Annotated in this window: 12 protein-coding genes; 5 read left to right on the forward strand and 7 right to left on the reverse strand. The window is 61.7% G+C overall.

What is annotated here, in order from left to right:
• Window positions 1-35: 35 nt before the first annotated feature.
• Window positions 36-944 carry an alpha/beta fold hydrolase gene (locus ACF8EA_RS15465; RefSeq protein ID WP_392522508.1) on the reverse strand — a complete coding sequence of 303 codons (909 nt, stop codon included), beginning with the start codon at window positions 942-944 and terminating at the stop codon, window positions 36-38.
• A gap of 143 nt (window positions 945-1,087) precedes the next feature.
• Complete coding sequence (gene fabV, locus ACF8EA_RS15470) at window positions 1,088-2,299, reverse strand: enoyl-ACP reductase FabV (protein WP_003251642.1); 1,212 nt, start codon at window positions 2,297-2,299, stop codon at window positions 1,088-1,090.
• A 301-nt stretch (window positions 2,300-2,600) separates the two neighbouring features.
• Here fabV and ACF8EA_RS15475 point away from each other — a divergent pair, with 301 nt between their 5' ends.
• Window positions 2,601-3,779, forward strand: coding sequence for an acetyl-CoA C-acetyltransferase (locus ACF8EA_RS15475; protein WP_274119445.1), 1,179 nt, complete (start codon window positions 2,601-2,603; stop codon window positions 3,777-3,779).
• Window positions 3,780-4,064: 285 nt separating this feature from the next.
• Here the strand turns inward: ACF8EA_RS15475 and ACF8EA_RS15480 are convergent, their stop codons facing one another.
• Window positions 4,065-4,889 (reverse strand): 5-methyltetrahydropteroyltriglutamate--homocysteine methyltransferase, encoded by an 825-nt coding sequence (locus ACF8EA_RS15480; RefSeq protein WP_367250334.1) that lies wholly within the window; start codon window positions 4,887-4,889, stop codon window positions 4,065-4,067.
• Window positions 4,890-5,117: 228 nt separating this feature from the next.
• Between ACF8EA_RS15480 and ACF8EA_RS15485 the strand changes: the two genes are divergently transcribed.
• Window positions 5,118-6,605: a methylenetetrahydrofolate reductase C-terminal domain-containing protein gene (locus tag ACF8EA_RS15485; protein WP_392522511.1), complete on the forward strand. Its 1,488-nt coding sequence runs from the start codon at window positions 5,118-5,120 to the stop codon at window positions 6,603-6,605.
• On the opposite strand, the gene yjiA is transcribed toward ACF8EA_RS15485, so the two are convergent.
• The 3 genes from yjiA to ACF8EA_RS15500 all read right to left on the reverse strand — a co-directional run bounded on the left by yjiA (window position 6,565) and on the right by ACF8EA_RS15500 (window position 9,903).
• Window positions 6,565-7,542, reverse strand: coding sequence for a GTPase (yjiA, locus tag ACF8EA_RS15490; protein ID WP_392522513.1), 978 nt, complete (start codon window positions 7,540-7,542; stop codon window positions 6,565-6,567). The genes ACF8EA_RS15485 and yjiA overlap by 41 nt on opposite strands.
• Before the next feature lie 77 nt (window positions 7,543-7,619).
• Window positions 7,620-7,817, reverse strand: a complete 198-nt coding sequence (locus tag ACF8EA_RS15495) for a YbdD/YjiX family protein (protein WP_003251633.1) — start codon at window positions 7,815-7,817, stop codon at window positions 7,620-7,622.
• Window positions 7,818-7,836: 19 nt separating this feature from the next.
• Window positions 7,837-9,903 carry a carbon starvation CstA family protein gene (locus ACF8EA_RS15500; protein WP_392522515.1) on the reverse strand — a complete coding sequence of 689 codons (2,067 nt, stop codon included), beginning with the start codon at window positions 9,901-9,903 and terminating at the stop codon, window positions 7,837-7,839.
• A gap of 177 nt (window positions 9,904-10,080) precedes the next feature.
• On the opposite strand from ACF8EA_RS15500, the gene ACF8EA_RS15505 reads away from it, so the two are divergent.
• On the forward strand, window positions 10,081-10,443 hold the full coding sequence (locus tag ACF8EA_RS15505) for a PilZ domain-containing protein (RefSeq protein WP_323600885.1): 363 nt from the start codon (window positions 10,081-10,083) through the stop codon (window positions 10,441-10,443).
• 263 nt (window positions 10,444-10,706) lie between these two features.
• Entirely contained in the window at window positions 10,707-12,224 is a 1,518-nt protein-coding gene (locus tag ACF8EA_RS15510) for a nucleobase:cation symporter-2 family protein (protein WP_392522516.1), read from the forward strand.
• A 35-nt stretch (window positions 12,225-12,259) separates the two neighbouring features.
• Here ACF8EA_RS15510 and radA read toward each other — a convergent pair whose 3' ends face one another.
• The gene (gene radA, locus ACF8EA_RS15515; protein ID WP_003251626.1) at window positions 12,260-13,630 is read right to left on the reverse strand and encodes a DNA repair protein RadA; all 1,371 of its coding nucleotides are present in this window, start codon (window positions 13,628-13,630) and stop codon (window positions 12,260-12,262) included.
• A 176-nt stretch (window positions 13,631-13,806) separates the two neighbouring features.
• On the opposite strand from radA, the gene mscL reads away from it, so the two are divergent.
• Window positions 13,807-14,226 (forward strand): large-conductance mechanosensitive channel protein MscL, encoded by a 420-nt coding sequence (gene mscL / locus ACF8EA_RS15520; protein WP_021784294.1) that lies wholly within the window; start codon window positions 13,807-13,809, stop codon window positions 14,224-14,226.
• The last annotated feature ends 6 nt before the right edge of the window (window positions 14,227-14,232 follow it).

Here is a 14,232-nt window from a genome sequence, read left to right on the forward strand (position 1 = left end):
GGCCGCTTTGCGGCCCCACTGTCCTGAGCCCACCATCAATCGATAATGGTGCCAGGCCCCCCACCTTCCAACCTCCCCTGCCGCAACCACTGCAAGGCCACCGGCCACAGGTTTTCGCGAAACCGGTCATGGAAGAACGCGAAATGGCCAATTTCCTCGACCGAGATATCCACAGGTGCAATGCGCAGGTGCTGGCGCTCGCCCCCCTGTAGATAACCCAATAAACGCTCGGTCGCCGCCACGGTCCCAAAAGGGTCGTCAGTCAGACTGATGGCCAGCGTCGCCGCACGCACCTGGGCGAACGGTAGCGCCGCCAACGCCCGCCCGCTGGGGCGGTGCTCATAACGTGGGGTACGCGTGGTCCAGTCGTGCACCACGCCGGATGGCGTGTCTTCCAGCCAACCCAGGCGCTTACCGGGAAAGTAGCCGAATACCCGGGTCAACAGCGGCATGACCACATGCCACTTGCCGAACAGTTGCCAGCGTTGGCTGGCCGCGTAGTCGCGCCAGTAGGCGAACTGCGCGCCGACCATCACGACCCGACGTATCTGGCCAGCCGACGGTGCCAGGCCTACTGCACAACCGCCGAAACTGTGCCCTACCACGTCCACCGGCTGACCTGGGAAATGCTCTGCCGCATGCGCCAGCATGGCTTCGAAATCCAGCCGGCCCCAGTCGCTCCAGGAGGCCTGGAACCCGCGCAGCGACGCAGGCCGGGATTCGCCGATGCCACGGTAGTCATAGGTCAGCACATCGCAGCCGTGGGCGAACAGGTAGTCGGCAAAGCGGGCGTAATAGCGGCAGCGTACCGAAGTGGCAGCGTTGATGATCACCAGCGGGCGCTGGGGGTCAGGTTGGGCGTGGCGCCAGCAGAAGCCGCCGAGGCTGTATCCGTCGGCCGCGGGGTGGCGAAATGGGGTAGCGGGTTGGATGAGGCTACTCATGGCGCATTTCCTGTTGTTGTGCGCCAAAACTAGCAAAGATTTTTTAGCCTGTACTGGCCTATTCGCGGGCAAGCCCGCTCCTACAGGGGGAGAACCTGTGGGAGCGGGCTTGCCCGCGAAGAGGCCGGTACAGGCTTACCCGATTACAGCTCGACGCAGTCGAACTTCACATCGGTGGCCACGTCTTCGTCGTAGTTGACGTCAGCGCGCTCGAAGCCGAACAGGTTGAGGAACTGCTTCTTGTAACCGGCGTAGTCGGTCAGCTCGAACAGGTTCTCGGTGGTCACCTGTGGCCACAGGGCCTTGCAGGCGTTCTGCACGTCGTCACGCAGCTCCCAGTCATCCAGACGCAGGCGACCCTTCTCGTCGACTTCTGCCGGCGCACCGTCGGTACGGTACATACGGTCGCGGTACATGCGGTCAAGCTGGTCCTGGGTGCCTTCGTGAACACCTTTCTCCTGCATGATCTTGAAGACCATCGACAGGTACAGTGGCATCACCGGGATGGCCGAGCTGGCCTGGGTAACCACCGACTTGAGCACCGCCACATTGGCGCCGCCTTTCACTTCACCGGCCAGCTTCTGGTTCAGACGCAGGGCGGTTTCATCCAGGTCCTGCTTGGCCTGGCCCAGTGCACCGTGCCAGTAGATCGGCCAGGTGATATCGCTGCCGATATAGCTGAAGGCCACGGTGCGAGCGCCTTCGGCAAGTACATTGGCGCCAGCCAGAGCATCGATCCACAGTTGCCAGTCCTGGCCACCCATGACGGTGACGGTGTCGGCAATTTCCTGCTCGGTGGCCGGCTCGATGCTGGCCTCGATGATGGTGTCCTTATTGGTGTCGATGGCGGTCGACTTGTATGGCTGGCCGATCGGCTTGAGTGCCGAGCGAATGACTTCACCGGTCTGCGGCAGCTTGCGCACAGGCGAAGCCAGCGAGTAGATGACCAGATCGACCTTGCCACCCATTTCGTTCTTGATCAGCTCGATGACCTTGGCGCGAGCTTCGTCGGAGAAGGCGTCACCGTTGATCGACTTGCTGTACAGGCCCTCGGCCTTGGCGAACTTGTCGAAGGCGGCAGCATTGTACCAGCCAGCAGTGCCGGCCTTGGTCTCGGTGCCTGGTTTTTCGAAGAACACGCCCAGGGTGTCGGCCTTGAAGCCGAAGGCCGCCGTGATGCGGGCAGCCAGGCCGTAGCCGCTGGAAGCACCGATGACCAGGACCTTCTTCGGGCCATCCTCGCGTACGCCCAGCTTGCGGGTGGCTTCGATCTGGTCACGGACGTTGAGCTCGCAGCCCTTCGGGTGAGTCGTGGTGCAGATGAAACCGCGAACCTTAGGATGAATGATGGCCAATGTCTGTACCTCGTCAGGTTTATGCCGGGGAAGCGCCACTTGGGGCGATTCCGATTGATCAGAGGGTGAGACTACCCCCGCAGGTTATCCGACACATATTACGGGGTGATCAGAGGGATGCAAAACCAGAGTTCTTATGTGCAGGAGGCTCACAGCTGCACGAAATCCAGATTGGCTGGTTAGAACCTTCGTCACCCATTGATTTGTTTTTCACATCAATCCGAAAGAAAAACAAACTTAACAAATAAGCCAAACACGCCGATGCTGGCGGCACTACGCCCATTGCACGGAGAACAACAACATGAACGACGTGGTGATCGTCGCCGCAACCCGTACCGCCATCGGCAGCTTCCAGGGCGCCCTGGCCACAGTGCCTGCGGTCGACCTCGGCGCCGCCGTGATCAAGCAACTGCTGAAACAAACCGGGCTGGACCCGGCGCAGGTCGATGAAGTCATCCTCGGCCAAGTGCTCACTGCCGGTGCCGGTCAGAACCCGGCACGCCAGGCGGCGATCAAGGCTGGCCTGCCCTTCAGCGTACCGGCTCTGACCCTGAACAAGGTCTGCGGCTCGGGCCTCAAGGCCCTGCACCTGGCCGCCCAGGCGATCCGCTGCGGCGATGCCGAGGTGGTGATTGCCGGTGGCCAGGAAAACATGAGCCTTGCCCCCTACGTGATGCCCTCGGCCCGTACCGGGCAGCGCATGGGCCATGGCCAACTGATCGACAGCATGATCACGGACGGCCTGTGGGATGCCTTCAATGACTACCACATGGGCATCACTGCCGAAAATCTTGTGGACAAGTACGGCCTCAGCCGTGAGCAGCAGGATGCCTTTGCTGCCGAGTCGCAGCGCAAGGCAGTGGCGGCGATTGAGGCCGGCCGTTTCGACGCTGAAATCACCCCCATCGTGCTGCCGCAGAAAAAGGGAGAGCCCAAGGTTTTTGCCCGTGACGAGCAACCACGCCCGGACACCACCGCCGAGTCTCTGGGCAAACTGCGCCCGGCCTTCAAGAAGGACGGCAGCGTTACCGCAGGCAATGCCTCCAGCCTGAACGACGGCGCCGCCGCCGTGCTTTTGATGAGCGCAGCGAAGGCCGAGGCGTTGGGCCTGCCGGTGCTGGCGAAGATCGCCGCCTATGCCAGTGCCGGGGTAGACCCCGCGATCATGGGTATCGGTCCGGTTTCGGCGACCCAACGTTGCCTGGACAAGGCCGGTTGGCAACTGGCCGAACTGGACCTGATCGAAGCCAACGAAGCCTTTGCCGCCCAGGCGCTGGCCGTGGGCAATGCGCTGGCATGGGATGCCGAGCGGGTTAACGTCAATGGAGGGGCGATTGCCCTGGGCCACCCGATTGGTGCTTCCGGGTGCAGGGTGCTGGTGACCCTGCTGCACGAAATGATCAAACGGGATGCCCGGAAAGGCCTGGCGACCTTGTGCATTGGCGGTGGGCAAGGGGTGGCGTTGGCCATCGAGCGCTGATTGATTCAAGCAGGCCCGGCCTCTTCGCGGGTGAACCCGCTCCTACACTGATCGGTGACGGACACACATCGGTGATCGGGCGCAGGCCGTTGTAGGAGCGGGTTTACCCGCGAAAGGGCCGGGCCTGCTGGCCAATTTCCACCAGCCGTTCACTGTTGCAGCCGCCATCGTATTCGCGGGTAAACCCGCTCCCACTGGTCGGTGGTGGACACACATCGGTGATCGGGCGCAGGCCGTTGTAGGAGCGGGTTTACCCGCGAAGAGGACGGCACGGGCAGCAAACGATCAAGCCGCGACTCGGTCCTGCTCCAGCGAAGCAGCCAGCACCGCCACTTCCTGGCACTTCTGCACGGCCAGGTCCACTGGGCTTTCCAGCAGTGAACAGGCCGGCGCCAACCACAGCCGCTCACCCAGGCGTTCATGGGCCTCGTGCAGCAGCCCCAGGGTCTTGCCCAGATCGCAAGGCAAAGCGTTGCGACCGTCGACCAGGCCCAGCGACAGTACCTTGTAGGCCGGCAGGCGGTCGAGAATGGTCTGGTACTGCTCGGGCGCCTGAACCAGGTCGACGTGCAGGCCATCGACCGGCAGGTTGGCGGCCAGGCCGAGGTTGCCTTCGAGGCCACCGAAGTACGTGGCGATCAGCTTCTTCAACGGTGCGCGTTGAAGGATGTTGTAGACGCGTTCATAGGCATTCTTCCAGTCCTGAGGCAGGTCCTGGGCGAGGATTGGTTCATCGATCTGCACCCATTCAACGCCCAAGGCGGCCAGGCGGTTGAGGAGTTGGTCATACACGGGCAGCAGGCGGTCAAGCAGCTCCAGTTTGTCGAAGTCAACGTCCAGGGACTGGCCCTGCCACAGGTAGGTCAAGGGGCCGATCACTACCGGCTTGACTGCATGACCCAGAGCCTTGGCGTGCTCCACTTCTTCGAACAGTGGTTCCCAGTTCAGAACGAACGGCTGATCGCCAGCACTAAGCACGTGGCTGTCCCAGGCGAAGTCGCCGACCGGCACCAGCTCGATGCCGGCGTCTTTCTGCACCTGCCAGTGGCGGGCACGCAGCTCGCGGTCACGGCCGATGTGTGGAAAGCCCAGGTTATGTGCCAGTGCCATGTCTTGTCCCTTCAGCATGCTTGAATGAATGAGGGGGATTCTCCGGCTGGCGGGGTATTGAGACAAACTCATTAAATTTGAGATGAACCCAAGAAATCTTCATGATCATGCTGTCATGGTCTTCGCGCCCCATGTCTCATTCAGATCACCACCTTGCGCATCCGGACATGACCCGGCTCGCCTTCTCCCGCACAATGCCACCCTGACCACACCAGGTGCCCGGCCAACATGAGCCTGCTGAAAACCGCCCTGCGCGAAAAGAACTTCGTCTGCGTCATGGAGTTCGTCCCCAAACCTTCCGCAGAACGCTTTGCCTCCATGGAAGCGATCATGGCCCGTGCGCACCTGTGCGGCTGGCCTATGACGGTGGCCATCGGTGATCGTGTCGGCAGCCCGCTGGACATGTCACCGCTGGACGCCCTCGCCTCGTTCAGCAACCCGGTGCCTGCCCTGCCGCATTTTTCAGGCAAGGATCGCGAACGGCACCACCTGCTCGCCCAACTGCAGCGCATGGACGCCGCCGGCCTCGACCAGCTGTTACTGCTGACTGGCGACCGCCTGCCCGGCCATGAACCTGGCCAGCGCCCGGTGCGTTATCTGGAATCGGTCGCCGCCCTGCAGATTGCCCGCCAGGCCTGCCCGCACTGGCTGCTGGGCGCGGCGCTGAACCCGTTCAAGTACCACGAGGAAGAAGGCGGCGCCCAGTATTTCAAGGCCGAGAAAAAGCTGGCAGCGGGGGCTGACTTCTTCACCTTGCAGCTGGGCTTCGATGCCGCCAAGCACCAGGAAGCCATACACTGGATGCACCGCCAGGCCTCACCCAAGCCCATGCTGGCCTGCCTCATGAGCCTTACCCACGGGCGCGCGACGATGCTCGACCACGTGGCCGGCGTCACTGTCACGCCCTCCATGCGCGACATGCTTGAAGCGGAGACGGCGCAGTCCAAGGCCTTTGCCCAGGCACGCAGTGTTGACCGCCTGGCCCTGCAGATTATCGGTACAAAGCTGATGGGTTACGCCGGAGTGCACCTGTCAGGGGTTCACACACTCGAACAGCTACTGGCCCTGGAGGCCCGTATCGAGCACTGGCAAACCCAGCTTCAGTCCCTGGAGCAATGGACACCGGCCTGGCACGCCAGCTGGCAGATGCCCGGCCTGCCAGCGGTAACCTTCCATCCGCCACAGGCGGGCTGGCGCCAGGGCGAGTCACGGGTCGATGCCTCATTCAAGGAAAAAGCCCGCTATCACCTGATGCATGGCATGCATTCACTGCTGTTCAGCCGGCGCAACGGCCTGAGCAAAGCCTTCGGTTGGGCAGTGCGCCAGCCTCTGTGGGCAACACGCGCTGGCGCACAAGTGCTGCACACGCTGGAGCGCAGTGTGAAGCGCCCGCTGGTGGGTTGCGACACCTGCGGCCGTTGCCGCCTGGAAGACACCTTGTACACCTGCCCGGAAACCTGCCCTAAAGGCCTGGCCAATGGCCCCTGCGGCGGAACCGCCCTGAACCGCTGCGAGTTCGGCGACCGCGAGTGCATCCACAGCGTCAAATACCGCACCGCCAAAGCAGTGCGGCAAACCGCTGTGCTGACCGAACGTCTGATCCCGTGCATCGAGGTCGAGACCCGCCACCGCAGCTCATGGCCGCAGTGGTTCGCAGGGCAGGCGCCGCAGCGGCTCAGCCCGCAGCCATTGCCTCGAAGCCAGCCCGAATCGTAGCCTCGGGCAGTTCATCGGCAATGAACACCATCACGCTCTCGCGCGCTTCGCCTGCGGCCCACTCGGCGTCCCAGTCGAAGCCATAAAGCTTGAGCACGCCCTGGAACACCAGCTTGCGCTCCTCGCCAGCAATGTTAAGCACGCCCTTGTAGCGCAGCAGCTGTTTGCCGTGGGTATCCAGCAGCTCGTTCATGAAGCTGCTGAGGCGGTCGATATCCAGCGGGGCTTCGGTACGCAGTACCATCGTGGAGATACGGTCCGGGGTGGCAGGCTTGAGCACGGGTCGCAACATCGGTTTCAGGTTTACCCCAAGGTCGGGGTTGAGGTTGAAACCTCGCACATCCAGTAGTTCAGCCAGGTCGATGCAGCCGTGTTCGACAACACGGATCGCAGCCCTGCTATTGATGCGGGCCAGGCGTTCGCGCAGGGCTTCAACCGCAGCTGGCTCGACCAGGTCGGTCTTGCTCAGCAGCAGACGATCGGCAAAGCCGACCTGGGCCTGAGCGATGGTCTGGGTCAGGTGCAGTTCGGCATGCGCGGCATCGACGAGGGTGATGATGCCGTCGAGGATGTAGCGCTCACGCAGCTCCTCGTCGATGAAGAACGTTTGCGCTACCGGCGCAGGGTCGGCAAGGCCGGTGCATTCGATCACCAGGCGATCGAAAGCGATTTCCCCGGCATCCAGGCGTTCAAGCAGCAGGTAAAGAGCGCGGGTCAGGTCGCCATGGATGCTGCAGCATACACAACCGTTGGCCAAGGTCATTACCTGTACCGGCTGATCACCCAGTAATTGGCTGTCGATGCCGGCCTCGCTGAATTCGTTTTCGATCACAGCGAGCTTCAGGCCATGCTCGGCCTTGAGCATGTGCCTGAGCAAGGTGGTCTTGCCGGCACCGAGGAAGCCAGTGAGGACGGTTACGGGAATGGGCGTCTGCACGCAAAAATACTCCTGAATCTGAAATGACTGTGGGAGCCGGTTACCCAGGCTCCCACAGGTTTACACGTACCGCAGGCTCAACAGCACTTGGGCCCGGATTTGCCACCGTAACGTGCTTCCTGGCGTTCGCGGAAGAACGCCTCGTAGCTCATCACCGGCTTGTCCGGATGCGTTTTCTGCATGTGTTCGACATAGTTGTCGTAGTCGGGCATGCCGACCATCAGGCGGGCTGCCTGCCCCAGGTATTTTCCCAGTCGACCCAAGTCGTTGAACATGATTGCAGTCCTCTCTCGATTACGCGTCAGGCAGCGCCTGGAACGGGGTTTCCTTGTCGCTGCGCTCCTTGCGGCCCAGGGCGACGTAGCCGACCTTGATGGCGAAGAACAGGATGCTGAAGACCACCAGCAGGAACAAGATCGTCAGGCCCGCGTTGGTATATGCGTTGAAGATCACGTGCTGCATCTGCCCGATGTCCTTGGCCGGGGCCAGTACCTGGCCGGCGTCCAGCGCAGTGCTGTACTTCTTGGCCAGGGCCAGGAAGCCGACAGCCGGGTTCGGGTCAAACAGCTTGATCAGGCCTGCAGCAGTGGTGCAGATCAACAGCCACACGGCCGGCAGCAGGGTGACCCAGATGTATTGCTGACGCTTCATCTTGATAAGCACCACAGTACCGAGCATCAAGGCGATACCGGCCAGCATCTGGTTGGAGATACCAAACAGTGGCCACAGGGTGTTGATGCCACCCAGCGGGTCGATTACCCCTTGGTACAGCAGATAGCCCCAGAGTGCCACGCAGCCAGCGGTGGCGAGCAGGTTGGCCCCCCATGAGTCGGTACGTCTGAGCGCCGGCACGAAGCTGCCCAGCAGGTCTTGCAACATGAAGCGCCCGGCACGGGTGCCGGCGTCCACCGCGGTAAGGATGAACAGCGCCTCGAACAGGATCGCGAAGTGGTACCAGAAGGCCATGGTGTTTTCACCTGGCAACACCTGGTGCAGGATCTGCGCGATACCGACCGCCAGGGTTGGCGCACCGCCAGCACGGGCCAGGACGGTGTGCTCGCCGATATCACGGGCGACAGCTTCGAGCTGCTCAGGTGTAATCAGGAAGCCCCAACTGCTGACCGTCTGCGCTACCGACACAACATCGGAACCGACCACGGCAGCCGGGCTGTTCATGGCAAAGTACACACCCGGCTCGATCACCGAGGCCGCAACCATGGCCATGATGGCTACGAACGATTCCATCAGCATGCCGCCGTAGCCGATGTAGCGGGCGTTGGTTTCGTTATCCAGCAGCTTCGGCGTAGTCCCCGAGGAAATCAGCGCGTGGAAGCCGGACACCGCACCACAGGCAATGGTGATGAACAGGAACGGGAACAGGGCACCCTTCCACACCGGGCCCGTGCCGTCGGTGAACTGGGTCAGCGCCGGCATTTTCAGCTCGGGCGCGATGATCAGGATACCGATGGCCAGGCCAAGGATCGTGCCGATCTTGAGGAAGGTCGACAGGTAGTCACGCGGCGCCAGTACCAGCCATACCGGCAGCACGGCGGCGACAAAACCGTAGCCCACCAGCATCCAGGTGATCTGCACGCCAGTGAACGTGAACGCCGGGCCCCACACCGGATCCGCAGCGATCACGCCTCCCAGCCAGATGGAGGCCAGCAGCAGTACCACGCCAACGACCGAGATTTCGCCAATACGGCCCGGACGGATGTAGCGCATGTAGATGCCCATGAACATCGCGATCGGAATGGTCGCCATCACCGTGAACATGCCCCATGGGCTTTCGGCCAGTGCCTTGACCACGATCAGCGCCAGCACCGCAAGGATGATGATCATGATCAGGAAGCAGCCGAACAGGGCGATGGTACCGGGGATCCTGCCCATCTCCTCGCGCACCATGTCGCCCAGTGAGCGGCCATTACGGCGGGTAGACATGAACAGGACCATGAAGTCCTGCACCGCACCGGCCAGCACCACGCCGGCGATCAGCCACAGCGTGCCGGGCAGGTAGCCCATTTGCGCAGCCAGTACCGGCCCGACCAAGGGGCCTGCGCCGGCGATGGCGGCGAAGTGGTGGCCGAAAAGAATGTGTTTGTTGGTCGGGACGTAGTCCAGGCCGTCGTTGTTGAGCACCGCCGGGGTGGCACGGCGCGGGTCGAGTTGCATCACCTTGGTGGCGATGAACAGGCTGTAGTAACGATAGGCGACCAGGTAGATGGCCACCGCCGCGACCACGATCCACAAGGCGTTGATCGCCTCGCCGCGACGCAGGGCAACCACACCCAGTGCGCAGGCACCTATGACTGCCAGCGCCAGCCACGGAATATGGCGTAGCAGGCTATTATTGTTGTTCATGGTTAGCTTCCAGCTGGTGGATTGGAAAGACCGCCCACCGAGTCTAGGGCCAGTCAAGCGGCATTGCCACACTTGCTTTGTTCTAGAGCCTCTGCGGCCACATTGCAGCACCTGATGCACGTGCAACTCTAACTATAGTCAGGACGACACCTGATGATCTATTCGAGGATCCATGTCATGAGCGATCACGACGAACGCCGCCGCTTTCAACGCATCGACTTCGATGCCCCCACCGAGCTGCGCCAGGGGCTGAACTGCTGGCCTGCAAAACTGCTGGACCTTTCACTCAAAGGCTTGCTCATCGAACGCCCGGCAGATTGGGATGCCGACCTGACGCAGGACTTCGACGCAATCATTCACCTGGGCGACGATGCCCGCGTGCAGATGCAGGTCGAACTGCGCCATGAAGAACCGGACCGCCTGGGCTTCATCTGCCTCTACATCGACCTCGACTCGCTGAGCCACTTGCACCGTCTTGTGGAACTGAACGTGGCTGACAGCACCGAAATGATGCGTGAGCTGCGCGAACTCATCGAATAATGAAATCTCTTAGCTAGCTAATAGCCTTCCCGCCTGGTGTTTCTTGTCTACCCAGACAGCTTTAAGCCTGGGTAGCGTTGCTTTGTACACACCCCTCTAATACAGCTTCTGCCAAGTTGGTACGCCTTCTGCATTGGGTTTTAGCACGCCCTGCGGCCGGATCTGTTCGCGCTCCGATCAAAATATTGTATACAATTCTTGTAGCAATCATTTGTAGGAAGTGTCTACAGTAGCGGCACAACAATAAACAGAGAGCCTGCTCCATGACTACGTCCCCTAGCACGTCTCCCGCCAAGCGACCCGAGGATGAAAACCTCGGCCTTGGTGCCAACCTGGCCTATGGTCTGCAGCATGTGCTGACCATGTATGGTGGAATCGTCGCAGTACCCCTGATCCTGGGGCAGGCCGCGGGCCTGAATGGTGCCGAAATCGGCATGCTGATCGCCGCCTCGCTGTTTGCCGGTGGCCTGGCCACCCTGCTGCAGACCCTTGGCCTGCCGTTCTTCGGTTGCCAGTTGCCACTGGTACAAGGCGTGTCGTTCGCCGGTGTGGCGACCATGGGTGCGATCCTGAGCAGCGAGGGGGGCGGTGGCCTGCCTGGGGTGCTCGGGGCGGTAATGGCAGCTTCGCTGATCGGCTTTCTGATCACGCCGGTGTTCTCGCGCATCACCAAGTTCTTCCCGCCGCTGGTGACCGGCATCGTCATCACCACCATCGGCCTGACTCTGATGCCGGTTGCCGCACGCTGGGTGATGGGTGGCAACAGCGCCTCGCCGGAGTTCGGCAGCATGGCCAACATCGGCCTGGCCGGGCTGACCTTCGCCATCGTGCTGCTGCTCAGCAAGCTTGGCAACGCAACCATCTCACGGCTGTCTATCCTGCTGGCCATGGTGGTCGGCACGCTGATCGCCTGGGCATTGGGCATGACCGATTTCAGCAAGGTCAGCGAAGGCCCGATGTTCGCCTTCCCCTCGCCGTTCCACTTTGGCATGCCAGAGTTCCACATCGCCGCGATCCTTTCGATGTGCATCGTGATCATGGTGACCCTGGTGGAAACGTCGGCCGATATCCTCGCCGTGGGTGAGATCATCGACACCAAGGTGGACTCCAAGCGCCTGGGCAACGGCCTGCGCGCCGACATGGCATCTAGCATCCTGGCGCCGATTTTCGGTTCGTTCACCCAGAGCGCGTTCGCCCAGAACGTTGGCCTTGTGGCGGTGACCGGGGTCAAGAGCCGCTACGTGGTGGCTACCGGCGGCGTGATTCTGGTGGTACTCGGCCTGCTGCCAGTCATGGGCCGGGTGATTGCTGCCGTGCCTACCCCGGTATTGGGCGGCGCCGGTATCGTGCTGTTCGGCACCGTGGCGGCCAGCGGTATCCGCACCCTGTCCAAGGTCAGCTACAAGAACAACGTCAACCTGATCATCGTTGCTGCCTCGCTGGGCTTCGGCATGATCCCGATTGCCGCGCCGTCCTTCTACCACCACTTCCCGAACTGGTTCGAGACCATCTTCCACTCCGGCATCAGCTCGGCGGCGATCATGGCCATCCTGCTGAACCTGATCTTCAACCACTTCACCACCGGCAACTCGGAAAACCAGTCAGTGTTCGCTGCAGCCTACGAGCGGACCATCCAGTATTCGGACATTTCCGCGCTGCGTGATGGGGACTACTTCAAGGATGGCAAGCTGTTCGATGCCGAGGGTAACGAAGTGCCGATGCTGGAACTGGACGAGCATGGCAATGAAACGGTCAGGCGCACGGCCGTTGCCGAGCACTGACTGATTGCAGGAGCGAGCTTGCTCGCTCCTGCACACTATTCGAACAATGCATCCAGCGCCTGTTCCAGGCGGGTAACGGCAATCACCTGCAACCCCGCCGGCGCTTCTTTCGGCGCATTGCCCTTTGGTACGATGGCACGCTTGAAGCCGTGCTTGGCCGCTTCCTTCAAGCGCTCCTGGCCACTGGGCACTGGCCGTACCTCGCCCGACAAGCCAATCTCGCCAAACACCAGCAAACCATGGGCCAGTGGCCGGTTACGCAGGCTGGACATCACCGCCGCCAGCAGCGCCAGGTCCGAAGCCGTTTCCAGCACCTTCACCCCGCCGACCACGTTGAGAAACACATCCTGGTCATGGGTCGGGATGCCGCCATGACGGTGGAGTACCGCCAACAACATGGCCAGGCGGTTCTGATCCAGGCCCAAGGTCACCCGCCGCGGGTTGGCCAGATGGCTATCGTCGACCAGCGCCTGCACCTCGACCAGCATTGGCCGGGTCCCCTCCCAGGTTGCCATCACCACACTCCCCGGCACCTCTTCCTGAGTACGGTTGAGGAAGATCGCCGACGGGTTCGATACCTCCTTGAGGCCACGATCGGTCATGCCGAACACGCCCAGTTCGTTGACCGCGCCAAAGCGGTTCTTGACCGCCCGCAGCAAGCGCAGACGGCCATCGGACTCACCTTCGAAATACAGCACAGTGTCGACCATGTGCTCCAGCACCCTCGGGCCAGCCAGCGAGCCTTCCTTGGTCACGTGGCCGACCAGGAAGATTGCCGTACCGCTTTGCTTGGCGTAGCGCACCAGCAACGCTGTGCTTTCGCGCACCTGAGCCACGCCGCCCGGGGCCGATTGCAACTGCTCGGTGAAAATGGTCTGGATCGAGTCGATCACCATTACCCTCGGCTTCTCGACCCGCGCCGTGGCAATGATCGTCTCGATGCAGGTTTCGGTCATCACCTTGAGCTGGTCCTGAGGTAGCCCCAGCCGCCGGGAGCGCATGGCCACCTGCTGCTGCGACTCCTCCCCTGTGACATACAGTGCCGGCATGCCCACGGCGATGTTGCACAAGGTCTGTAGCAAAATGGTCGATTTGCCGATGCCGGGGTCACCGCCAATCAGTACCACCGAGCCATCCACCAGGCCGCCGCCCAGCACGCGGTCCAGTTCGGTGCTGCTGGTCGTGAAACGCGGGATTTCCTCAACACTGACTTCGGCCAGGGTCTTGATCTGCGCCTGCTGTCCCGTCCAGCCAGCGCGGCCACTGCTGGGTGCAGCAGCGCCGCCGCTTTCGATCATGGTTTCGACCAGGGTGTTCCAGGCCCCGCATTCGCCGCACTGGCCAGCCCATTTGGGGAAAGTCGCGCCGCATTCGGTGCAGCCATACAAGCGCTTGGCCTTGGCCATGGGTGGGGTCTCCTGGAAAAATTCGCCATGATAGCCGAGCAGGACGTGTCTCGAACGCCTCGGGATGCGACAAAACTATTCGTTCTAACTGCAGTCAGTAGCCCTGAACACAACGCATGAAGCGTTTTAGTGGCTTACACTGCCTTAACCTTACCTTTTGTTACAAGGAACCAAACATGGGCATGCTCAACGAGTTCAAGGCTTTCGCAGTCAAAGGCAATGTCGTCGACATGGCGGTCGGTATCATCATCGGCGCGGCCTTCGGCAAGATCGTCTCGTCCTTCGTCGGCGACGTGATCATGCCGCCACTGGGCCTGCTGATCGGTGGCGTGGACTTCAGCGACCTGGCCATTACCCTGAAGGCTGCCGAAGGTGACGTGCCAGCGGTGATGCTGGCGTATGGCAAGTTCATCCAGACCGTGATCGACTTCGTGATCGTGGCCTTTGCCATCTTCATGGGCGTGAAAGCAATCAACAAGCTCAAGCGTGAAGAAGCCGTGGCGCCGACTACGCCGCCTGTGCCTTCGGCTGAAGAGACGCTGCTGACCGAGATCCGCGATTTGCTCAAGACGCAGAACCAGAACCGCTTGCCTTGAAGTTGC

This window comes from Pseudomonas sp. YQ_5 (assembly GCF_043103305.1).
GTDB classification, from domain to species: domain Bacteria; phylum Pseudomonadota; class Gammaproteobacteria; order Pseudomonadales; family Pseudomonadaceae; genus Aquipseudomonas; species Aquipseudomonas putida_Y.